The organism is Xanthomonas sp. 60 (assembly GCF_011761925.1).
Genome location: NZ_JAASQW010000003.1, coordinates 364818 through 389066, shown reverse-complemented (window position 1 = coordinate 389066; position 24249 = coordinate 364818). Strand labels below are relative to the sequence as shown.

General features: G+C 58.3%; 15 protein-coding genes and 1 pseudogene. 7 read left to right on the top strand and 9 right to left on the bottom strand.

Annotation, left to right across the window (positions count from 1 at the left end):
* The first annotated feature begins 21 nt into the window (after positions 1–21).
* Entirely contained in the window at positions 22–201 is a 180-nt protein-coding gene (locus FHY09_RS08675) for a hypothetical protein (RefSeq protein WP_166926173.1), read from the top strand.
* Positions 202–891: 690 nt separating this feature from the next.
* On the opposite strand, the gene FHY09_RS08670 is transcribed toward FHY09_RS08675, so the two are convergent.
* The 8 genes from FHY09_RS08670 to FHY09_RS08635 all read right to left on the bottom strand — a co-directional run bounded on the left by FHY09_RS08670 (position 892) and on the right by FHY09_RS08635 (position 16101).
* Positions 892–3021, bottom strand: coding sequence for a hypothetical protein (locus FHY09_RS08670; RefSeq protein WP_166926171.1), 2130 nt, complete (start codon positions 3019–3021; stop codon positions 892–894).
* Positions 3021–5369: an ATP-binding protein gene (locus tag FHY09_RS08665; RefSeq protein ID WP_166926168.1), complete on the bottom strand. Its 2349-nt coding sequence runs from the start codon at positions 5367–5369 to the stop codon at positions 3021–3023. Before FHY09_RS08665 ends, FHY09_RS08670 begins: the two co-directional genes overlap by 1 nt.
* A gap of 488 nt (positions 5370–5857) precedes the next feature.
* On the bottom strand, positions 5858–7015 hold the full coding sequence (locus FHY09_RS08660) for a cysteine desulfurase family protein (RefSeq protein ID WP_166926166.1): 1158 nt from the start codon (positions 7013–7015) through the stop codon (positions 5858–5860).
* Between the two features lie 12 nt (positions 7016–7027).
* Positions 7028–7867, bottom strand: a complete 840-nt coding sequence (locus tag FHY09_RS08655; RefSeq protein WP_166926164.1) for a phosphoadenosine phosphosulfate reductase family protein — start codon at positions 7865–7867, stop codon at positions 7028–7030.
* Positions 7860–11225, bottom strand: a complete 3366-nt coding sequence (locus tag FHY09_RS08650; RefSeq protein ID WP_166926162.1) for an ATP-binding protein — start codon at positions 11223–11225, stop codon at positions 7860–7862. The genes FHY09_RS08655 and FHY09_RS08650 overlap by 8 nt, the downstream gene beginning before the upstream one ends.
* Entirely contained in the window at positions 11170–12102 is a 933-nt protein-coding gene (locus FHY09_RS08645; RefSeq protein ID WP_166926160.1) for a DUF4007 family protein, read from the bottom strand. Before FHY09_RS08645 ends, FHY09_RS08650 begins: the two co-directional genes overlap by 56 nt.
* 670 nt (positions 12103–12772) lie before the next feature.
* Positions 12773–14911: a hypothetical protein gene (locus FHY09_RS08640; protein ID WP_166926158.1), complete on the bottom strand. Its 2139-nt coding sequence runs from the start codon at positions 14909–14911 to the stop codon at positions 12773–12775.
* Between the two features lie 557 nt (positions 14912–15468).
* Positions 15469–16101, bottom strand: a complete 633-nt coding sequence (locus FHY09_RS08635) for a hypothetical protein (RefSeq protein WP_166925555.1) — start codon at positions 16099–16101, stop codon at positions 15469–15471.
* Positions 16102–16397: 296 nt separating this feature from the next.
* Between FHY09_RS08635 and FHY09_RS08630 the strand changes: the two genes are divergently transcribed.
* From FHY09_RS08630 to FHY09_RS08615, 4 genes and pseudogenes are all read left to right on the top strand, one after another.
* The gene (locus FHY09_RS08630; protein ID WP_166926156.1) at positions 16398–17414 is read left to right on the top strand and encodes a hypothetical protein; all 1017 of its coding nucleotides are present in this window, start codon (positions 16398–16400) and stop codon (positions 17412–17414) included.
* A gap of 339 nt (positions 17415–17753) precedes the next feature.
* A pseudogene (locus FHY09_RS08625) lies at positions 17754–18224 on the top strand (magnesium chelatase subunit ChlI family protein); the annotation flags it as partial.
* Between the two features lie 220 nt (positions 18225–18444).
* A complete protein-coding gene (locus FHY09_RS08620) occupies positions 18445–18945 on the top strand; it encodes a hypothetical protein (protein ID WP_166926154.1) in 501 nt (166 codons plus the stop codon).
* 1046 nt (positions 18946–19991) lie between these two features.
* The gene (locus FHY09_RS08615; protein ID WP_166926152.1) at positions 19992–21506 is read left to right on the top strand and encodes a YifB family Mg chelatase-like AAA ATPase; all 1515 of its coding nucleotides are present in this window, start codon (positions 19992–19994) and stop codon (positions 21504–21506) included.
* A 93-nt stretch (positions 21507–21599) separates the two neighbouring features.
* Here FHY09_RS08615 and FHY09_RS08610 read toward each other — a convergent pair whose 3' ends face one another.
* Positions 21600–21959 (bottom strand): SH3 domain-containing protein, encoded by a 360-nt coding sequence (locus FHY09_RS08610; RefSeq protein ID WP_456362764.1) that lies wholly within the window; start codon positions 21957–21959, stop codon positions 21600–21602.
* 435 nt (positions 21960–22394) lie between these two features.
* Here FHY09_RS08610 and FHY09_RS08605 point away from each other — a divergent pair, with 435 nt between their 5' ends.
* Both FHY09_RS08605 and FHY09_RS08600 read left to right on the top strand, forming a co-directional pair.
* Positions 22395–23768, top strand: a complete 1374-nt coding sequence (locus FHY09_RS08605) for an alpha/beta fold hydrolase (RefSeq protein WP_456362748.1) — start codon at positions 22395–22397, stop codon at positions 23766–23768.
* Between the two features lie 87 nt (positions 23769–23855).
* A complete protein-coding gene (locus FHY09_RS08600; protein ID WP_456362747.1) occupies positions 23856–24209 on the top strand; it encodes a hypothetical protein in 354 nt (117 codons plus the stop codon).
* The last annotated feature ends 40 nt before the right edge of the window (positions 24210–24249 follow it).

The following is a 24249-nucleotide window of genomic DNA, read 5'->3' as shown; positions in this document are numbered from 1 at the left end:
GACCCTGGCAGGATCGCGAGCATGAGATTCTTCCTAGTAGATGCTGATTCTGAGTTCACCCTCGAGCTTTCACTGGGCCCAGAGTCCGAAGTGGACCTGCGTCGCCAGATTGAGAAGCTCCAACAGGGTGCTGACGCAGGCAATCTGTCGAAACGGCTTGCCACCGAGCTCTCTCGATTGATTCCCGAGCTGCTCGACTGAGACATCAAGCGACCGACCAAGGCCCAGCTCGCCTACGCCCGATGCATTTGCTACCAACAGAAGATCGAACTTCCAGAGCAAGCGATGGAGTCCCGCCACGCGATGCACCTCTTTATCGCTTCGCGCGGCCAGTGGCCTTGAGTCACCACCGACGCGGACGATGTCTGTACAGAGGGCAGTGGCCCCTCTCCCCTAGCGAGCATCAGCTCATCTCAATTGAAGCAGCAGGCGTCGGGATGGACTTGGCGGGCGCCGCCGGACCACGACGGGCGGCAGTATGAGACAGACGTCGGCTCGGGACGACTGCAACCTCTCGTTGCCGGCCCGGAAAGCGTTCACGCGTATTGCCGAGGCCTGGTGTCTGACAGGTCAGGTGCAGTCCGCGATTCTGGGGAAGCCCATTGAAGCGGCTTTCGCCTCACTCGAGCCAACAGGTGCCGATGCCTCACATCGCGAGACCCTTGAGCGATTAAGTTTCATAATCGGAATCTACGTTGCACTCCATACGATCTTTCCAACTTTTCAGCAGGCAAACAGCTGGGTTCGTCGCAAAAGTAATGCCCCGTTTTTGAACGGCGCCACTGCTCTTGAACACATGTGCAGTGGCAAGGTCAGCGCCCTTGCCTCAGTAGGCCAGCACTTAGAATCCCAACTGCTGGCCCCCTAAGCCTAGCCGCCAGAACGCAAGTGCTAGCTGGCCGGCTCTGAAATCATGTACAGACAGACTTTGCCCTTCGGTACAGCTCTGCCTTTCCAGAACCCCGGAAGACAACCGAACATGCACTCTTCAATCGCAAGAGTGACATTTTCGACAACAGGCTGCCCCTTTCCAATTCCAACGCTAAGTGTGTTGCATACCTTTTCCAGATCAACAGACTGATTGAAGTGGGCCTTCAACTTCTCGCCGATCCAGAGCCCGAGCCAGACACAGTTTTCATCCTGCAGAAAGACATTCTCCCCGTTATGACGACTTACCATGACCTGACGGACTTTTTTTCCATCCTTATCAAGGAAAGCGATCGGCTTGTTGTCAGGAGCGCCCTCTCCCCAGAGATAGAACTGTGCCGGCCATACTTCAAGCCTGGTTGTCTTTAGTGAGGCCGGTCTAGTCATATGATTGGACGTCGCAGTCAAGAACTGACTGGCAATATCGTGGCGCAATCGACCGACGACACGCCTTTCTGACTTAACTGCAAAATCCACAAAATCGGAAACAGGCATCGATATCAGAGTACCCTTCTCCCACTTCAAATCGTACTCTTTCCCGCCGAACGCAAGGCCTCGGGCAACAAGGTCGCCGTTGTCATGCTTAGGTACAGATCGATCATGCACCTCAACAGCCTTCGCGATGCAGAAAGTAGCAGACTGGGTGGAAACGCGTGACTCGTCGGCTTGTTTTGATCGGACTGCACCGTTCAGATCGCACTGTTGCGTAATGTGAATCCAACACTGCGTACCGTTTGTAATCTCATCAGGCGACAACACTGCTCCAAAAGGCACGAGTCGATTAAAGCTATTTCTTAGAGTCTCTTTGCTGACTTTAGAAAAAACCGTGGAGATCGCAAATCCAGTCCAATTATAGTGTGATACAATGTCGCGCCCTGGCTTAGAGTCAACCTGAGGGGTCATAAATCGATCGCGAATGACGAGCTTGCCGCCTCGGGAATGTAGGCAGGATCTAAATGAATCATCCAAGGCCTCAATTGCTTCGACAACTCTCGCGGTACCCTCAACGTGCCAGATGTATTCCCTTGCCACCAATTCAGTCAGATGCTCATCGTAGGGGTCATCGTCCCTTGAAGCACTCAAGTGAATCTCCTGCATTGCCGCCGCATCAAGATTCCAGAGAGTTCTACTGGCCTGAATCTTTGCAGCATCAAGAGCGGACGTCCATTCGCGAATGAAGACGCGCATCCCTTGCGCTACATCGCGCTGTTTATTCAGCTGCTGGTAGCAGAGCCGCAAGCCAGCCGCGCCAAACTCTGCGAGACGCACGTGGCGCTTCTCTAGCAACAGCAAGCCCGCTGCGCTGATGAATGACTCAGTGCTAAACCTAAGGCGCTGGTCAACCATCTCCTCTCTGCTAGAAAGCACGATGAGAAGTGGCAGCTTTTCAGGATAGGATGAGTTACCGAGATTGTGTAAGTATTTGACGAGCTCGTCGACTGCATCTGCACTATTGGTCAAAACCAGATCCAACAAGACCAGGTCGTACGCAAGGAGATCCCTGTGAGCCGCAGGACGAGTGTTTCTAAAAACAATCGAGAAATATGGCAACGGATAGGCGGCTTCGATATGCTCCCTGAGCACGCCTACCGAATCAGATCGCTCATAAAAACCTTTCAAACTTTCTGTTCCGGCGACTTTGGCGCCTCGAAAGTTCTGAGAAAGAATTACCTCACGAACAAAGGCGTCAGAAGAGAGATACTCCTGGATGATGTCGACATCGGTGTCTTCAAAGGCCTTCTCGCCGCAGTGTTTATGGATGTACGACCAAACGGCTTCAGTCGTAGGACTTGTGAGATCCTCGATGTCAGCCACGAAGTCTGCAGCCGACTCGCGAAGATGAGCAAACGACATCCCATGCAACTCGTCATCAATGACTAGCACTCTTCGAGGCTGAATCGCTGCCGCCACGCCCGCACCTGCTGCCCCAGCCACCGCGGCCGGAGACGAGAGCGTCTCATCTGTAGTTGGCACCAACTCATCGACGAGGGCTGCAGTATTTCCGGACTCCTCTGCGCCGCCCTCCCTAGCAGAGGCGAGATCTGCTGATACCACCGCGTGCTCAGCATCTTGGGAGGATTTGCAATTGTTCATTAGGCTCCATCCTTGGGTAGTTCGAGTACGAAAGTTCTAAGACGGCCGTCGTCTTCGGGAAGGGAATCTAGATACAGGCGACCACCGTGATACTCGACGAGCTCCGATGCAATGTATAAGCCCAGCCCCTTGCCCTTCTTTCTCGTTGAGTAGTATGGCCTGAAGATTTCTTTCGCATAGTGGGGGTCGATACCAGGCCCGTTGTCTGATATGTACAGCGTCAAGGCTTTAGAGTCCAAGTTGATCCGGATCTCGCGCTTGTTAGACCCCGGCTTTAGCCCCTGTTGCAACCAATACACGGAATTGGCGAGAAGGTTCTCTAGGGCTTGCGCAATCAGCCCTTTCACCATGTAAACCTCCACACTCCAATTCTCAGCAGGCTCGTCATCTACCGTTACAAAGTGATGTATGTCGTGTCGAGCGAACCTATTCTTGAAGCCACTTACAATGCCTCTCGTCTGTGCCACGGCATCGTAATGCTCTTTACGTTGACGCCCCGATGGACTCATTGCATCAACCGTGCGTATGCGCTTGTTCGTCGCCACGATCTGCGCTCGCAAGTTGTCCACGACGTCAACCACGTTACTATTACCGTCGCGTTGAAGGTCCGCGAGCAACTCTCCCGTACGCTCCGTTAGGCGGGTCAACTCATGTATGACAATTTCGACCACCAGGCCAATGTTGGCCAGCTCAAGAAGCTCAACCCTGGTCTCCCGCGCCATGTTGAGCGAGTTCTTGATTGTCTTTACGTACTCGACCTGACCCTGGAGCGTTGCGCGGATATCGGTAAGCCCTTGACGCTGCTCTTTTGGCAACAGCTTTCCAATCCGATCAACTTCCGCCAGTGTCCTCTTGAGCGCATCTTCGGACGCTTTCAGCGACGCCGCTGTGGACTCTTCAGCGATCCCAATTTTCGCCTCCGCCTCTCTGACAGTGTTGATATGCATTCGCAGATCCCCCACCAGCACTTCACCGAGCAGTTTCTTGAGAAGCTCCTGCTCTGGACAGGCAATGAGTCGCTCGCGATTTGCAGAGTCAACCAGGCGAGGATTTGTGCTGGAAGAAATGCTCACGCTTCCGATAGTCTGATAGCGATTTAGTGCATACCCCTTGTTCTTCAGAGCGCCACTGTCCCACTCGAGCCAATCATCCTCCATCCCACCAGTTTTGCCGACGCGAAAATTGTCCCGATAAACCGCGAAACCGCCGCACCACTGATTGAGCTCCTCAGCAATCTCGGCTCGCGTTCGATCCACCTCGTTGACGGCGAGCATGCTTCGATTGAACCACAGGCACGTCGCTGTAAAAGGTCCGAGCCCCTTAAAGATCGCGGGGGCGACTTCAAGTTGGCTAACTAGTTCCTTCATCGACCAACTGCGGACTTCGGACGTACTGCTAGTCCGCCACTTGATGCTACGGCGGAAGACTTGGTCGCTCCCATCAATTCCGTCAGGATCAAATTGGATATCAGCACGAAACTGCGCCGTCTGCGTCATCCATTTCGGAAGCGCTGTAATCGACAACCGCTTTGCGTTGAGATAGATGTCTACGGGATAAGGGTGCCGCTTCTTCGCGAAGGGATCCTGAAGTCGGCGCATATATCGGTGGATGAACGACTGAACCTTCTCGGTGTTCCAGTTTGCTGTTAACTCTTTGATCTCAATTCTGGTTCCGCTCTCACTTTCTGAAGATGCGCCCGCGCGTTCGACGTCGACATCAATGTCGTCCAAGAATAGAGACGGATCATTGAACTTGCTCCACATGAAGTGGATCTCGTTCCACCGAACGGATCCTAGCTGCGTTGACCTAACCGTCGCCTGATTCCCGAGCCGCATCATTGAGAGACGGCCAATCCCCTTATCACCTAGCAGGGGCTTACCATCATCATCACCGTCTTCACGCTCTTTCAGCTTTCCAGGAGTTCCAATCACTAGGAATCGATCCGAGAGATCGGTTCTCGACATCCCTTTGCCCGTGTCGATGATCGAGATGGACTGAGCTACGCGCAAGCTTTCGATGTATTCAAGAAGCTTCAGTTTTCCAAGCGATACCGCCCTATCGAACTTTGAGAGGACTGCGCTGCGATCATCTGGGCCAAGTTCGGCGGCGAATGCCCGCACAAACATCTCCCTTGCATTGCCAGAGGTGATCTCGCCTGCACGCAGGCGCTGCTCGATCACAGCAAGAACTTGGACATCTACCATCGCGTTTATGTGCACAGCCACACGAGGAGAGCGGGCGTCGAATGCATTCTTAATAAGTTCGTTTAGCGCGACGTCATCCGACGTTATCAGCTCAGCCCCTAGCTGCCGTAGAGCTCTTGCAGCGATCCTGAATCCCTTCGCCATATCGAATCCGCCCCTCGTTAAGCTATTTGCACAGCTTATTGCAAATGCCATCCGGTGGCGACAGGGGAGCGCCGCTTGGCGATACGCCTTCGGAGCGCCCGCCAAATAATTGACAGTTGCTCCTTGTGCCCCCGGCGGCGACTTAGGCGATCAAGGCTCAATGCCCCAAAGAGGCGTGTCGAGTTGCGGGCGGATACTGCGAGTAGTCGCACAGGTTCGATTCAACCGACCGCACCTGTCCGCACGTACCGTACAGGTTGCCGCAACCTTCGCTAGACGCCTTTGCTGTGCCGACATGCGCTGGGATGGACGACCGTTTTGACAAGGTCGGTTGTTGCGGGCTGTAGGGCGCTGGTATCCGGCGAGGGCGCGCAGTTGCGCAGGTAGCTGTAGACAATGCTCCGCGCGTCGATCGTGGAGCCGTATGGACTTCTCGCCACTTTAGGAGCCGAATCGGCCTCTCAATTGCAGTCCTTTCGATGCTCTGTTCAATTGAGATCCAGGACAGCACGGACCGCATTGGCTATGTGTCCAGCCGCCTGTTGTGCTTCTCGTCGAGTGGTCAAGCGACCAAAGCTCACCCTCACCCCCTCCCCAGCGCTTTCTTCATCCATGCCTAAGGCTCGAAGGACTCTTGAGGCCCGAAGCTCGCCAGACGAGCACGCAGCCCCCGTGGACAATGCGACATGTGGAGTGAGTCTTGATAGCAAATCGGGCGCAGTGGCCCCAGGGAAACGAAGGCTGAGATGCCCCGGCAATCGCTTTGTTGGATGGCCAATGATGACTGGATCTATCCCGTTCCCGTGAAGTGCCTCCAAGAACAGAGTTGTCATCGACGCAAGATGCGCCCGGGACTCATTCATTCTGACTAGCGCAAGCTTAGCTGCTGTACCAAGCCCGACGGCTAGATAGGCAGGGACGGTGCCCGAGCGAGCGCCACCTTGTTGCCCTCCCCCATGTAGCAGTGGGAGCAGCTCATCATTGAGTTGAGCATCCATCCAAAGCGCACCGATGCCCGCGGGTCCGTAGAGCTTATGGCCGGATATGCTAAGAGTGCTGATCCGCATTTCGTGCACAGATATCGGAACATGCGCCGCTGTCTGGGATGCGTCTACATGAAACAGGTGACCTCCATCCGAGATAGCTCGCCCAATCGCGGCGACCTCTTGAATCGTACCAATCTCATTGTTTCCGTGCGCAAGCGCCACAAGCGCTCGCCCCACCCCGGAAGACAAAGACGCCTTCACCGAGTCTGGAGAGACACTCCCGTACAGGTCGTGCTGCAACTGCCCACCTCGAAATTCTCCGTTATCGTTGAGGTAACGGGCCACCTCAACGATGGAGCTGTGGTCGAGAGAGCTGACGTATAGCCCTCCAAGACAGGTTCCGGCCAGGCCCTTCAGCGCCAAATTGTTCGACTCAGTTGCACCGGAGGTGAAGATCACTCCTTCCGGGTCGGCGCCGAGGAGATCACCGATTTGCTGCCGAGCATCATCGATCGCTCTTGCGGCCCGATGCCCAGGCAAGTGATCGGCATGAGGATTCGCATGGGAGCTGCCCAACCATTCCATCATTGCCTCTACCACCTCAGGGAGCGGAGGCGCGGAAGAGGAATAGTCGGCGTAGATTGGCGGAGGGAACTTCATCGAAAATCCTTCTTACTTCTGGCAGATGACGCAAGCAGTGGTCTCGCCAAAGACCTCCTCCATCTCAACGCCTGCTGGCAGGTCAACACCCTGGCGCAGTGGATTAATCCTGCCACGGCTGACAGATTTCTCCTTTCGCCGCTCGAAATCTCGCTCAATGGCGTCCATTCGCTCCGGCTGCTCAAGGTCGGTCAATGACTCTCGATCGCTCCAGGTGAAAGGCGACCCGTGTTCCAAGGCCGTCTTCTCATACTGCTTTGCCTCCTCAAACCGCTCTGGATGCTGCTGCTTGAGCCGAACCCACTCGATCTTCTGCTGGAAGAAGCAGAAGGTGCATCCACTGCGCGATCGCCACTGGTAGTACTTGGGCAGACCGACACCAGCACCGTCAAGCAGCTCCATCACCCCGGAGTGATCGATACCCGCCTCACGAAAAGGGAGATGAACGGTCAAGTTTCGATGGCCTGAGTCATAGCCCTCTCGGTGGTTCTCATCCGATCGGATTGCCACGTAACTGTGGACTTTGTCGCCGGCCTCCAGCCAGGGCTTGATCCAATTTCGGAATGGCGTCAGCTTCAGCTGCCGAGTGCACCAACGACTCCTCGGAGACGGCAGGAAGTTGTTGTACTCCCGCAGCCAGAAGTCAAAATCGCGCTGTGGATTGAGCCTCAGAATCTCCTTTCCAAGAAATCCTTCAAGGCTTCCCAAGAAGTCGTAGACCTCTGGCAGCTCTTTGCCGGTGTCGGTGAAGAAGTACTCGAGGTCCAGCTCCGGGTGATTGAGCCGCATATACACAGCAAGCGCAGCGCTATCCTTGCCGCCGGAAATCCCTAGAACGTGATGCTCAGCCATTGTGACTCTCCGACTCCATTCCTTCTTCCAGGATTACTGCTCCTGCCTCAGCCAAAGCTGCGAGGTAAAGCTCCTTCGAGAGGCCCTCTCGCTTGGCCGCAGCTAGGATTACATCGCGAACCTGTGAGATCACGTCTCGATCTTCCTCCCCCACATCGATCGTAGCGCTGACCGTTCTCTGGCTGCCAAAGGCAACAGCGAGCGCATGACGACCCGAGGGGCGCCCTTGGACCGATGCCAACAGCTCCAGCCTGCGGAACTGGAATGCCCAGTCGGCCAGCTGAATTCCCGCACGCTCAACATCTTGATCCGTGAAATCACGGGCGGCGCGATTTGTTGCCAAGGACGCCAGGCTCTCATTCTGCGTTGTGAGTCCTTCGTACTCAGCTAACCGGGATACGAATGCGTCGATTCGGAAGTCACCGGTCCTGCCTGCGATTGCTTTAGCGCGAGATCGGATTCGCGACAAGGGCCCACTGTGAGCAAGCGCAATGAGGAGCTGATCCCCAAGCCTTTTCAGCACTTGCTCATAGGCAGAGTCAAGCTCATGGACGACGCTGATGATCACCTCGACGATCTCCTTTCCGGGCTTGAGATCAAGCGCCTCGGGGAGATCCACGAAGATTGTCTTCAGCGGGTCCGATGCACGTAGCAGCACCGAGCGCACGCTTCGAGAAGCGTCGCTGACGGACGTTGTCTTTCGACTCCAGGTCGGGAGCGAGAATGCCCAGGCTACCAACGCCCTAGCCGAATCGAGGGGATCAGCCTGCACAGGCCTACCAGCAATGGGCTCCATGCGGCGAGCGAGCTGCCGGAGCATCTTACGGGAACTATCATCGATGTGAAGCCACTTCCAACCAATTCGCGAGGCATCTTGGAGCCATGCATCCGAGTCGGCGTCGCTCATCTCAGGCGTGAACATGCCATCGATATACAGAGTAATCTCACTGCGATGAGCTAGGAAGAAGGCCAGAGCGAAAATGGGAAGCAATCCATTGCGTACGCCGTAAGGTGCGCGCCGAGCCGTATCGAATAGGGACGAAAGACGAACCTCCGATCGCGACTGGACCAGTTGGGCCTTCCACTCCTGCCATAGTGCCACGATGCTTGAGCTACCCATCTCCTCTAGCTGATCTAGCGTTCGAAAGCCCGCCGCACCATCACTGACTCCATGAAGCTGAAGCGGGGCCACGATGGTGTGATACAGACCAGCTTCAGCTGGGTAGCCTTCAAAGCCGAGCTCAGCTTGGCCCGCATGCGAGAGCATGCGATGCATCAGAATGCGCTGGGCCTTCGCAGCGTTTGACGAAAGAGTGTCACGGTTCACCAGCTCACTAAACACAAGAGGCGACTTGAAGAATGCCTTGTCGCATATAGCGCTCGCGATAGGTGCGAGTCCATCATCTACAGTGCTGGTCAGCACCTCGGCTCCGATATGCCAGGTCGCTGTGGAGAATGCTTCGCGCAGATTTGCATCCAGCGTATGGCGTGCGTGCTCCAATCGCGCCGACACTTCGCGCCTGGCAACAGTATCGCCATCAAGCTTCGGGGTTGCCTTTGCGACTTGTTCCAGTGCAGCAAGCTCGGTAGCTTGCTCAGCCAAGCCGAGATGAAGCTTCGGTACGCCAATGGCATTAATCGAGTCCAAGCACCGCGCAGCCAGGGCTACTGCTGCCTGGCGAAGAGCTTGCGGTGATGTGTCGTCGTCGGGAACAAGAAGGATGAAGCGTCCGGCGGTCGTCTCCCGGGATGCATCAAGCAGCGCTTCGGCGGCCTTGGGAGTGGAGACAACACGCTCAAACCAGCGCAGCGTGCCGGTGAGAAAGTAGTGCTTGCGCGCGCTCAGTGCGGGCAGTGCGCCGACCTGCTTAAACTGCTGATCGATGGATAGGGTGCGCTTGGCTTTGGCAAGCTCAACTGCCGCCTCAATGTCGAAGTCGCTACCGGCGTAGACCGCCCAAGCCGAAAGGTGCTTCCGATAGACAGCGACGCTCGATTTCACAAGATCAGACAGAGCTGCCGCGATCTCTTTGGCACCGTGACCAGGAACGCTCTGCTGCAGAACATCATTGGTTGCCGCAACGCCAGACCCGTTCCTGAACATGTCGATCAATGCGATCGTCTTGATCAGAGCAACGTGGGGCTCCTGGAAGCGCGCCTCCACCCGTTCAATTGCATCGCTGGCGACCGCCCACCGATGGCCATCAGCCGAAGCAAGAATCGCCGGCTCAAAGTTAACTCGCAGGTAGTCCCAGAAGCGAGCAGGGCTGTAGACCGCAGAGATCTCGCCCGCCTGGCCTCGCAAGAACTCCTGAAATCCCATCGGCTCAGCTGAGCTCAGGAAGCCAAAAACGCTGCGCTCGTTCTGGCCGAAACGCCTGCGCGAGCAGGGACCGAGCAGGGCCGCAGTCACGGGATGAAGCGGCCAGCACGCATCCAGGGAGGCGGCAAGTGTCGGGGGGGAGGAGGGGCGCCGCAGCCGGATCTGATCTGCGATTAGTCGACTGACTTTGAGGGACTTGGGATGCTCCTGTGCGGACTCGATTGCGCCACCAATCAGCCCAATCACTTCGTCCGTACCAGCGACGACCGGGATGTCAACAAAGCGGCCCTGCACCTTGGCCCATTCGGCTTGAATGCCTCGGTGCGACCTGCCTACGTACTGCTCAAAGGCCTGATGCAGTACGCCCACAATGACCAGACGCCCTTCACAGCGACTCGCAGCCTCGGCGAGCTCCTGCAAAAGGTAGATGTCCTCGCCGGCAGCGGCAGCGGCTTCGAGCAATTTGCCCATTTCATCAAGCAGGACCAAGACCCCGCCAACGTCAGGGTTCTCGGCACGCTTTGTCAGCTCGCCAATGACGTCACGCACGCCGTCGCGCATACGCTTAGCTCCGCGCATGGGAGCGTATTTGTCGATTGCCTGGCCCAGAGTAGACTCTAGCGACTGCCGCCTTCCCACGAGCGGAATCACGGTCCACGGCTTGCGGCCGCCGAATGTGCGAGCAACGTCGCCGGCTCCATCGAGCCTCAGCACCGCCTTCGCGCGCTTACGTGCGCTTGGTGAACCACCAGCAAGTTGTGCCAGCGCCAATGCAAGGGTCGACTTACCCCCGCCATATGGCCCGGTCCAAGTGAAGGCGCGCTGCTGAGATGTACCCACATAGCGCGCTGTCGTCTCAAGAGCGAGCTGACCGCTGCCATGAAGTACATACCCGTCCAGAGCATCCTCTCGGCCTAGATCGGACTCCAGCTGCACAGAGCGCTGGAAGCGCGAGGCAACCTGAACCGACGGACGCACATTACTTGCCATAAGCCTTCCTGAAAAGGTCGACATGAAGCTCGTCTTGAGCTCCACGAATCTGCCGGCTGACCTGTCGTACGCCGGCAGTATCAGTCCACCGAAGCTGACCATCTGTCAGCGATTCAAGCCCAGAGAGTCGATCCTCGATCCCCCTTTCATCGAGCTTGAATACTCTTCCAGGAGATCCGTACTCGTGCGCAATCGCCTCAAATGAAAGTGTGGCTTGCCCGGTGCTCAGGCGAGCCTCACGCTCCGTCCAGAACTCCATCAGAGCCATCGCGAAGATTCCTTCAGGTAGTGAGCTCTGAGGGCCTCGCAAGAAGGAGAATGTCGCTCCGCTTCCTTCGTTCAGAAGACCCAATTCAGACAAAAGCGGCTCAGCCGCATCATCTCCACCTCGACCATCACGCTTGGCCGCGTAGCAACGGACGCAGACCTCAACATCACGCTTCAAGGTCACTCTGGAGGTTTTGTGCCCAGCCAGCTCAACGGCGGCTTTGAGCGAGTCCGTCAGCAGTTCCACGTCAAATGACTGTTGAGCACCCTGATTGAAGACCCACCACCACGAAGTCGAGCGTCGCGCTCTCCCTGCTAGCAGCCAATGAATCCACCAAGCGGATGCAGGACGCTCGAGGAATGGGTCTAGTCCAACATTACCGAACAGGGCCTTGCCGGTAGGAGCGATGGAAATGCGTCCATCGCGGGACTCCGAGATGATGTCGCACGCCATCGCCCAATGGCGAATGGCTGCGACCATGTTCTTTCCCACTCCAAAGCGGCGAATGCCTACTTCTGGCGCAAAGACTTCCTTGGCGGGCCGCCCCACGCCGTCGGCGGCAGCATCGTAAGCCTTTCGCAGCCATAGTTGACGCAGAGGGAAGGTTTCGTGGCCTGAAAACTGAACAGGGGCTGGAAGCGAGATCGAGGTCATAGAGGGGAGTCTACTGGCGACACCCACCAGTTCAAAGTTGCTGCTGGCAACAGTCGCCAGCCACCGCAGGCCCCACAGAAGATTCGTGCCATAACCTATTGATTGTACTGCTATTTTTGAAATGGCTGTCGGACGATGTCCTATGCCTATCTCGCTAGATGCCCTGTCTAAGTTACAAATTCCCCCCGAAATGCCGCAGAGGGGGGTGACCGTAGGGTCTGCGAGGAGGCTTTCTAGCCACGCGCTGCACCTGCCCATGAGAACGTATCGCCCCCTTGACGCAGTCATTCGCCCGCCCTAGTCGCCGCCACATGTAGCGCCAACCGTGCGAGCAGGTCCTCAAGCAGCATCGACAGTGCCCGGAAGGGCTCAGGGCACGGGCTGCGCTGAGAACACGTCGCATGCCTGGCTCAGGATGTCACGTACGTCCACAGCAATTTTTCATTAAGGATTCTGCCCCGCCACGCATTACGGATGCTCCAAGCGAGTCCACACGCCTTGTCATATGCGGTGCACGGCGACCCCAGCGGGCTCTGTCCCTCATCAACCACTTCGCCTTTATGCGGCGGGATCAACCCCCAGCCCCGTCGCGTACCCACGATGTATCCCCATGGGTGCATTACAGCTAAAGGCGCCCTGCTAGGTACGCAAGCAGGGCACCTCTGGTTCGTCAGGCGGTGTGCTCAACCTCGCGGGTGTAGCGCGCCCGGGTGACCTCGAGTAGCTTCTTCGGAGCAAGCTTCCAGCTTACAAAGCCAACCTGGAGAGACCCAAAGTCATAACCATAGTTGCTCGGAACCAGCGACTCAAAATAGTCAGCCAGCAGCCCATCATTTCCAAGGTAGCGATCGAGGTCTGAAGTCGAGATCTGATCGCCATCCCAAACGCGATAGTTGGTCTCATCCGCTGAGACTACGCCTCGAAGCAGTACGTTGATGAACTCATGAGCTTGGCGAACAGGATGGCCCTCAACGGTTGCACCGGTAAACACGCGGTTGGCAATGAGAATTCCTGTACGGATAGCGGTGGGCGCCGGCACGGTCCAGCCAAGCCTCGCCCAGATCTGGTCGCGATGGGAGTCCTCTGCGAACTTCTTCATGCGCAGGGTCAGCTGCTTCGCTCCCTTCTCAATATGCATGTAGCTGTTGCGCATCTCATGCACGTTACAAGGGACATAGGCGTTCTTGCACTCAAAGAGATAGAGCACACCATCCTTGTATGCAACGATGTCCGTATCGCCAATTTTACTAGCCTGGGAACTGACCACCTCTTCCTCAACCAGGAAGCCAGCCTCTCGCAGTGCACCGGCAACGGCTGTCTGCATGGGATCCTTGCCTTTGATCCGAGTTGCGTTCAGTCCATTAAGCACGGCGAGATTGCGAACCAAGTTGGAGTGTGCAATCAACGATGGCGTAAGCAGGTAGGAGTCACCCGCCTTGATAAAGGGGGTGTACTGAAGGTCTACAACCGCTCTCGACTCGTTCATCTCCAACAGCTCTAACACCTTCTCTGCCTTGTCGCGTGGCAGAACGAATCCTAGGATCAAAAGCAGCTGCTCTCGCTTCAGCGGGAAGACCGAAGAGTGAACGATGACGCGCTGCCGCTCTTGGGCATCCTCGATCTTGGCGAACTCCCGCCTGAAGACGTAAGAGATGAGCGCGAACAGACGATTAACCTTCAAGACGTCAAAGGCGAGCAGACCAGGAGCGACCTCGACAGGATCTGCACCTGCGTCTCCGTAGTGCTCTACGCTCAGCTGCGCAAGAAAGAGACGGTCCTCTTTGAAGAGACGCTCTTGCGCGAGTGTCGCGAAATCATCGTGGTTGCCCGTCAGCGTGAAGGTTACACGCCGGTTCACTCCCCCCTTGATTTCAGCGAAATCCGAGAACTTCTCGTCATAGTATTGCTCAAACAGCTCAAAGATCGAAGGCGGCGATAGGTCACCATCCGCCCAGCTACTCAAAAGGTGATGCTGACGGAGAGCGACCTGCGACTCCATTTGGATGTACCCAAGTCGAACAGATTTTTCCAGATCGGGGTCAATTGAGCTTATAACCACCCCACCGACATGATCCTCCGCGCGATAAGGCAGGCCGTCGATCATTGTCTCCGCGGTATGCAGCACCTCAATGCAGCGAGCGTCCTCATAGGCTCGCTCGTATGTCCCGTTGAACTTGCTAACAACATCCGAGTCAGCCAGCCTGAGATCTTGCGGTCGAAGCCCGCCCTCTTCCTGGACCAGCGAGATGATCCGCGAGACGATCGTAGCCTGATCTGATGCACCATTTCCTAGTGCACAAGTGTCGGAACTGTCCATTATCCCACTTGCGAAGGCGTCGTCCACCACCGCCAGCAGGCTCTTTAGGGCCTTGCCTCGGCGATCTTCCAGGCGGGTAAGTAATGAGTTCCTCATACGCTTGGCTTCGGGCGCAAGCTTGTAGAGAGCAGCAACGGAGGCCAGGTATTCTGACCACGTCTTCTCAAGCCCGAGATCATCTCGAAGCGCCTGCAGGACGCTGACAAGCTCCCGGATTGGTCCCACGTTGAAGCCATAGCGTGAGCTGCGGAAGTATCCGAGTCGTCGCAACTCGACTACGAGCTCGTTCACCCCACTAGTTACAGCCATAGCAAGTGCAAGAGCGAATGCCGGCTGCCTCTGCTTGCTCTTGAGCAAGTCATGCAGTCGAGCGGCATCTGCTTTGGAGATCGCAAGCTTCGGACCCGCACTTGCTTGCGTGCGAACCCAAGCGACCTTTGCTGCGGTGGTGACATACGACTGTAGTTGTTGCTCTACTGCTTCCACGCTCATGCTTGTGACTCCGTTCTTTGAATTTATAGAGTTGGGACGGCATAGCTTAGATCAGGACCTTGACTGCTCCGACGATGGTTGAAGGACTGAGATTGCCGTCAGACTGACTCGACAATCTGATCGATTCATGATTGGCAGAAATTCTCGAGAGAGTTCATGCCAGTCCGATAGCGAAACCTATGCCTGTCGTTTAGTCGTTCCCACAGACTCTTCTTCAGGAGCCTTGAGTTGCCGCGTATAGCAAAAGACCCGCTGCGCTGCAGCTTACGCACTCAGAACTTCCGCTTGGAACCACCACCGCGCCATCCAATGAGCTCGCAAGGTCGCCATCGCCTCACCTGGCCGGAGACCGTACCAGTAGGCTCACACCTTCACCGGTAGTAGGCGTACCAGTAGGGTCACGATGTAGACAAAGTCAATTCCTGCGAGCAAGGTATGTGCTCTTCTCCAGTCGTCGAGTTTTCCCCGTGCGTCCAACCATCCTTGCATTGGATCTTGAGGGAACGCTGATCTCCAATGCCATCAGCCAGATCCCAAGGCCTGGACTCAAGACTTTTCTAGAGGACATGCGAGCCAGAGAGCCACTCGCGCTGCGCTGCGGCGTCTATCAGGATCTGCTGGCTTGGGCCAACGTTCTCTATCCTAGCTAAGCCTGTGCGGACAGCAGCGCCTGGATCCATATGCGCAACCTTCAATGCTCCATCGCGGCGCAGAATATGGTTGGCCAAGCCGTCGCGCAAACGGATATAGGACGGTTCAATGTCGGGAGCATTCGCAGTCGCCGCTGCCGGCGGCGGACCTTGTAGCTCAATCAATACACACTCCTCATTAGTCCCACTCCTCTGCAGCCAAACTGCGAAGCTTTCGGTAAGCGAGAGACCCTCTAGCCTTTGCAGAGCTCCCTCCTGCCACAGTGCTACTGAGGGGCCAGGCACACCTTGCTCTTCGCTGTTGCGGCACTTTGCGAGCTGCTCGAAGCTGGACAGAACCACAAGTTGCAGGAGCGCTCGGACGCTTGGTGGCACACTAGACACACCATTGCCGGTCTGCGCGAACAAACGGCAGCAAATCACTTCCCCTTTCGTGGATCGAAGCGGCCACGCAGTTGCCTCGGCGAAAGTGACGACAACTAGCTGCTCCAGAACGTCGCTGTTGGCATGCTGGGTCAACTCAAGCAGGGCTATTGCCATGGCATCCTCCGGCTCTGAGGAAAAGTTCTTGCGTCATGCTCCTCGCATGATATTCCCCTGAAAGGATCATGGGGAACAAATAGCCGCCGCGCCCCTGTTGAGCAGAGCATCCGGAAGGACCGCTGACACGGGGGAAGCGGGCCTGTACGGCACCGTATGCAGAGTGGATCCACCAAGAGACGCTTCCGACAACGCTCCAACCTGTTGCCACGTCGGAAGGAGTAAGTGTGGCTTCCTATGGAACTGTCGGTAGCCAGCAGAGATACTAGCCGCTCACAGGGGGCAGAGAGAATAATATGAATATGGCATGGCAATTGGTGATGGGACTGGCGCTCTCAAGTTCACCAGCGCTACATGCTTCCGGCGGGCACGCGCTAGCGTCTGACCGCTTGAGCACATCAGAAACAGAAGCACCTACTGTAGCAACAGCAATTATCCGTCGCGGCACACCGGCGCTGCAGGCCGGGTTGCCCGAAGCCAGCAGAACGTTGACTACAACGGATGTCAGCGCCAGCGAACTCAGGTTGATGCAGGCGATTCGTGACAACAAGCCCAGTTGGCTGGAGAGGCTCTTACCAGCAATACTGGGATTTGCAGGTGTCTTCGTTGGTAGTGCGATAAATGCTCGATCCCAGAGCAAGCTACGTGCTTCAGCAGAAAGGGCGAATCGGGCCGATGCTGCATTTGGAGCGCAGACAAAGATCATTGAGTATCGATCCCAACAGGCCCATGAGTTCTATTACCCACTATTTCTAAGCCTACAGAGAAGTTCTGGCATCCGGCGCCAGCTCTGTGATCACCTGAACGCCAAGGACCCTCTTCGCTTTGACTTTCGACACGAAGACGATGGAAAGGATCATCTTTTCATTTACGATGCCGGGTCATCATCACCGATCCGGTTCAGGCTGATTGAGGCAATGCACGAGCTTGCCACACAACACCCAGAAACCCTGCCGATGGTCAATGACATCGTTGATATTGGCGAACAGATGTCCACGCTAATTCATGAGAAAGGCGGGCTAGTTCTCGCTACGAGCGAGACGCTCACTCAGGTCTTAGGACGCTATCTGGCGCACTTCAGCATTCTTCGAGAAGTATCAAAGAAGGCAAAGGTTCCGCATACATTGGTCGGCATACGATACAACGTTCTATACCCAAATAATCTTGAAGAGCTTTTACAAACGGATATCGCATTTCTTCAGATGAGCATCGCGCGGTGGTCTGAATTTTCCGCTGAGCTCTGGGACGCAAATATGCCCGACGTTAAGATGCCAGTTCTAACGCCATCTCCGAACCTACCTCCACAGAGTTGACGAATGCACGACACCAAGAGCAGGTGCTGCTTTGTCGTGCGCACCCTGGCGGCAACGGACGTGCCCTTGGCCTGACTGCCTCTGCCCAGTGGCCATGCCCACGGCTGGAACACCTGCGGCTGCCGGATCAGTTGCTCGTGCCGCTTGGCCAAGGCATCAGGCTGCTATCTGGCAACCAGAGATGCTGGCGCCCACAGCAGCCGAACGCCCGACTCAGACGTCTGAAACTCCGCAGACGCTGTCCATCCTCGAAAGTCATCGACAATGGACTGGGCGCGAGTAGCTAACGCATTGAATTTTATGAATATTCCTGGATGTCCACAGCGATGATGTTACATGTGCACTAGCGGCTGGGCGGGCGATCGCAGCAACCGCTGCCTGTGCACGAGCGAGCGCATCCAGCGCTATCGGGGGCGGGTGTCAGGGCCGTTGCTGGACCGGATCGATCTGCATGTAACCGTGCCGCGGCTATAGCCGGAGGAACTGCGTGACAACACACCGCTCGGCGAGCGCAGCGAGGCGGTGCGGGCACGGGTGATCGCCGCGCGGGACCGGCATTTGCAACGCGGTACGCTCAATGCACACCTGGACAGCAAGGCGTTGCGGGCGTGCACGAGGCTGTGTGAGAGCGACCAGGCGCTGCTTGCACAGGCGATCGAGCGGTTGCAGCTTTCGGCGCGGGCCATGCATCGGATCCTGCGCGTGGCCAGGACGATTGCGGATCTGGCGGGATGCGAGGCGATCGAAACGGCGCATCTCGGTGAGGCGATCGGGTATCGGCAGTTGGATCGTGGTGCGGCGGGATTGTGAGGGTGATTGACGAGTCGCTGATCCCTCGGTGACGCTCAGTCTGCGATATGCCACTGGACTGCGTACAGATGCGTGTCTTTGCAGTGTCACGGCCCCGGCAACATTCGGATCACCCGAATTAATCTTTCACAATGATCCAGTCACGACAAGAGAAAAGAAACGGACCGTTTGCTTGAGCTCTCGCTTATCGCAGATCATTGAGGGACCACGATACACATTCATGGAGAAAGACTTGAAAGGGCTCCTGCTCAACATCGCCATTTCGCTGACAGCGACCACCGTCTCCCTTGTCGCCCTGCACAAGGCAGGGCAAGCGAATGATCCATCACGCGTTGTTGAAGCCCGGGGCCTGATCGTTCGGGACGCGTCGGGTGTGCCGCGCGTTGAAATAGGCGCGCCCGTGAACGGGCCGATGATCCTTGGTAAACGCGAAGCGCGCATTGCGCCTGCAGCCGGCATTCTGCTCAATGGTCCGGACGGTAATGAGCGTGGCGGCTACCTGACCGTCGACACAGGCGATGAGGCCGTGCTGACGCTGGATGGTGCAGGTGACGGCAGTGAAGTATTCAAAGTGGTGGCCAATGAGAAAGCCGGTGCGTCTCTGTTTGTCATTCATCAGAACGGATCGGTCGCAATGCTGACGACCTACCAAGGGCATCCAGAGCTACGGTTCATCGAGCAGGACGGCGAGGTGAGCTACTCGCAGGGCGCCAAGAGATAGGGCGTACGCCAGCGTTACTGCCATGATCTATTTTGGGAGCAGCATTGGGACAGAGCTGCGTGGTTCACTGACGGCGTGCTCGAATGAAGCCGCTTGGTAATCATGCCAATGATTTGTTTAGCCGGAACGTGTTGCAAGTGCAGCATGCATTTACCCTCGGTCTGAGACATCGGACGTCTGGGTCAGTGCCCGGTGTTCCCCTGCCCCACGGCAACGGATGCCCGTCGGGCTGTGCCGATCAACGGTGTTCGCCACCGTGCCCGCGTTCCACCGTAAGCGACAGTTGGCCATTGCCTGCACTAAGCAAACCGGTGAAGCATGCGGGCTTGAAGCATCAGGCAACTACCACCGGGCCTCGAAATGAGATCTGTATCGAACCAGGAGAGATATGACTTGGCGCCCGATGATTGGCACTACGGGGACTGCTCATACGGACACTAAAGCCATGCTGAGCAAGAACGGCCAGCTCCCGTAGCGACTCAACACGAACATACTCCTGCTCGAAGCGGGTCATGCTAGCTACGTACTTGCCGTCCTCATGCAGATTCGGAGCGAGGACTGCGCCGGGCCCCGTACCCCGCGACACTGTGTAAGTCATGGATGTAACTTCTGCCACTATTGCGACTTCCTCAGAATGGGTGAAAAGCCAATATCAATCGACCCCTTTACGCGGTGACGGCTTGGGTATTGCGCGGGTTCAGAATTGGATGCTGATGTTATCTTTTTTCGCCGCCACGTGCGCCGCGTATTTGGGTGAGGTTAGGTTACAAAACGCTCGCTTGGGTACCTATCGTGATGCTCGCGCCGTCAGCTTTTGATGATGGTGCGAGCGCAACGTAGTGTGGGAAATCGCCCCTCATCTGCGCATTCGTCGCGCCGCCGTCCGTTTAAGGGTACGAGGTGCGCTTCGATTCTGTTTCGTCGCAATCGATGGCCTCGGGGCAAACCCATGGCATTCCACCCACTGGGCGCAGGTATAGTCCCGACAGACGCCGTATGCCGGCGCCCCCACACTGCTCGCCTGTCCGCTTCAAAGGCCACATCGCATGGCGCTGGCACTGGTCCACAGCCGCGCGCGTACGGGCGCCGATGCACCGCTGGTGCGCGTGGAGGTCCATCTCTCCGGCGGCCTGCCGGTCACGCAGATCGTCGGCCTGCCCGAAACCACCGTCCGTGAATCCCGCGAACGCGTCCGCGCCGCATTGATGTGCGCCCGCTTCGACTACCCGCAGCGCCGCATCACCATCAACCTCGCCCCTGCCGACCTGCCCAAGGAAGGCGGCCGCTTCGACCTCGCCATCGCCCTGGGCATCCTTGCCGCAAGCGGCCAGATCGATGCGGCGGAGACCAGTCGCCATGAGTTCATCGGCGAGCTGGCCCTGACCGGGGAACTGCGCCCCGTGGAGGGCGTGCTGCCGGCCGCCATCGCGGCCGCCGAGGCCGGGCGCACGCTGATCGTGCCGCCAGCCAACGCGGCCGAAGCTGCCCTGGCCGAAAGTGCCGATGTACGCGTGGCGCGCACGCTGCTGGAAGCCTGCTCCGCCGTGGGTGATCCGCGCCGCCTGCCGCGCGCCGAACGGGTGGCGGTAGAGAGCGACCCCTGCCCCGACCTGGCCGACGTGCGCGGACAGGCGCATGCGCGCCGCGCATTGGAAGTCGCGGCTGCCGGTGGGCACCACCTGCTGCTGATCGGCAGCCCCGGCTGCGGCAAGACCCTGCTGGCCTCACGCCTGCCGGGCATCCTGCCCGAGGCCACCGAAGCGGAGGCGTTGCAGACCGCTGCGATCGCCTCCATCAGCGGCAGCGGGCTGGACGTGCGGCGCTGGCGACAGCGCGCCTTCCGGGCACCGCACCACAGCGCCAGCCCGGCCGCGCTGGCCGGTGGCGGCAACCCGCCGCACCCCGGCGAGATCTCGCTGGCGCACCACGGTGTGCTGTTCCTGGATGAGTTGCCGGAGTGGTCGCGCAATGCGCTGGAGGTGCTGCGTGAGCCGCTCGAATCCGGCCATATCCGCATCAGCCGCGCCGCGCGCAGTGCGGTGTTCCCGGCGCGCTTCCAGCTGGTCACGGCGATGAACCCCTGCCCGTGCGGCTGGGCGGGTGATCGCAGCAACCGCTGCCTGTGCACGAGCGAGCGCATCCAGCGCTATCGGGGGCGGGTGTCAGGGCCGTTGTTGGATCGGATCGATCTGCATGTGACCGTGCCGCGGCTATCGCCGGAGGAACTGCGCGATGACACGCCGCTCGGCGAACGCAGCGAGTTGGTTCGGGCACGGGTGATCGCCGCGCGGGACCGGCAGCTGGAACGCGGCGCGCTCAATGCACACTTGGACAGCAAGGCACTGCGTGCGTGTACGCGGCTGTGTGAGAGCGATCAGGCGCTGCTTGAACAGGCGATCGAGCGGTTGCAGCTTTCGGCGCGGGCGATGCATCGGATCCTGCGCGTGGCCAGGACGATTGCGGATCTGGCGGGATGCGAGGCGATCGAGACAGCGCATCTGGGTGAGGCGATCGGGTATCGCCAGCTGGATCGCGGTGCGGGTGGAATGATGGACAGATAGGTGTCAGAACAGATAGTGGAAAATGGGGGTCATCCCGCGCCTGTGCGTGCATAGTCGGCTTTCGGGCATAGACAGGCGTAACAAGCGGCGCCCTTAAACACCGTACCGCTTGTTTCCTCCGGAGGTAATGCAGTAGCGGCCACCTCGGGGACCAATACAGATGCGGGAGCCCGAGCATGGACACCCCGCATCAACAGGGTTGCTCCGAACAGGCCGAGACCTTTCGCGTGAACGCGCCGATTTGGCAGATGGTTGGTAGCAGCCACTTCCATTGCACAGCAGCTTCGAGCTTACCCATCTGGGAGAGGTTCCCTCCGGCGAAACCCGTGTCCACTCTCCTTGACGTTCGTACACGACAACAGGGTCGCCGCCCGCCAGTTTTCCAACGACCTTTCCATTGGGAGTGGATCGCTGGTTGAGCACATTTGTTGACACAAATTTGGTCTGTGACATCTCCACAGGAGGTGTTTCACTCGGAGTTGGCATCAAACTTGGCGAGTGGACAGTGAGGGAGCGCTGCGGGCCGTGCTGCGTGTCCACGCTGCACATTGTGACAAACAGCACTAACAATCCCAGTACAACCAGCCCACCTGCTCCGGATGACTTCCCAGCCATGTTGCCTCCCTCTCCCTGTGGATTGGCTTCAACTTTTTCCGGACTTTATCAGATGGCTGCTTCAGCGAGATTCGTACTCGGCAATCGTCGGGCGCGACTCACTCATCAGTACTGAGCTTCGTGGTTTTGCGCTTCTGAACGACAATCTAGACCGTGCAGAGGTCTACTTGGCGCCATAGGTCCCACCCACACTCTCCTCACGTTACTTCCGGCATTCGCCCCGCCCTTTCTCAAGCGTCATCGTTCGCACTCCTGTACGCCAGAGGATGGCCGGTGTCTCGCAACGCGCTGTGGTCGATGCTGCTTCTGATCTCACTCTTCATGGCCACGGCATCGGAAGCGACGCCGCGCCCCTGCGCGGATGGCGCCGCCGCTCCCCTGCTGGAGGGCTCCCTGTGCGCCACGGTGAATGTGCCGCTGCGCCACGCCGACCCTGCCGGCGAGTCGCTCTCGCTGTTCGTGCGCCGCATCCCTGCCAGCCCTGCCGCAGCGCGAAAAGGCGAGGTCTGGGTGCTGTCCGGTGGCCCAGGTGAGGCCGGCGCCTCTCTGTATCCGATGATCCGGACCTACCAGCGTGCCTTTCCCGGGTTCGATCTGGTGATTCCGGATCACCGCGGCACGGGCCGTTCCTCTCGGATCTGCCCCACGCAGGAGTCACCCGGGAGTCCCGGTGGCACCGGGCTGGCAGGGCCGGAGTGGGGCCCCTGCATCGGTGCGATGTACGCCAACCTGCCACGCACTTCGGCGTTCTCCATCACCGAGGGCGCACAGGACCTGGCCGTTCTGATGTCGGGTGCGGACAAGCGCGGCCGGGTGCTGCTGTATGGCGTTTCCTACGGCACGCAGTTGGCGCTGCGTGCGCTGCAGATCAACGACCTCCCGATCGAGGCGCTGATCCTCGATGGCCTGGTACCACCGGAGGCCACCGAAAAGTGGGACCTCAGCCGACGCACCGCGCTCGTCGATGAAGTCGGTCGGCAGAGCGTGGATGCACATACCCTCGAGCGCTATCGGGCACTGTTGGCGGACGAAGACGCGGCGTGGCACCGTGAGGTGCCCGGTGGCGATCTGCGCCGGTTCTTCAGCGCTTTGCTGAGCTTCCCGGCCCTGCGTGATCGCATGCCAACGATCGTGGAAGACCTTTCCAAGGGCGACGCCCGTTCGCTGGCCGCTGCGGCAGGTGACTGGAAGACAGCAATCGGCCAGCTCGGGCAGGAGGGAAACAACCAGCCGGCCTTGCCGCTGGTCATGCTGATTGCCGCATCCGAGAACAATGCACGCCCGGAGCTCACGCTTTCGACGGTGGAAGACGAGGCCAGGGACGCGCTGTTCGTGAGCCCGATCCCCGGCCTGCTCACCGGTGGTTCGGTCCCTCGCTATGCCCGTGATGCGTGGTTCGGGAAGAGTCCGGACACGCTGCCCCGGACACTGATCCTGCAGGGCACGCTGGACCCCAACACGGCGTATGAGGGTGCGAGAGAACACGCGGCCATGCTGGGCGAGGCGGGGGACGTGACATTCCACACGGTGGATCGCGGTGCGCATCTGCTGGCGTTGGTGGCACCCACGTGCTTTGTCACGGCGGTGGGCACGTTCGTCAGCGGGGGCGGCGTAACACGGAACTGCGCGGAGCCGCCGGCTGAGTAATTGCACGGTCACCGCTCAAACGGTGGCCAGCGCTTGACGCCACGCGCACAACCTCGCCAAGCTCCCGCGCTCTTGCCGGAGGCTCGCTTGGACACACCGTTGACCGTCACGCTGGAAGCCGCCTTCGCCGGGCTCACCGTCCTTCCCTGGTTTGCCTGGGCGCACAACAGCCTCAGCCCGACGCTGGTCCTGCACGCGGACCACGTGGAGTACCGCGTCCTGCGCACCCACACCCGGGCCTACCGTGACATCGCCCGGGTGGACTACCGCAGAACGCGCGGCACCGAAAACATCGTGCTGGAATTCCATGGCACGAAGGCCACGTTCATCGCCAACACCGGCCTGGTGCGGCGAACGCGCGAAGCCATTGCCCTGCTGCACGCGCGCGGCTGCCCGCTCTCCGTACGCGCGCAGTCACTGCTGGCCTCCTCGCCGGACTGATCGGCCGAGCGCCATTCTCCGGCGCATTGCTGCCGCCCCC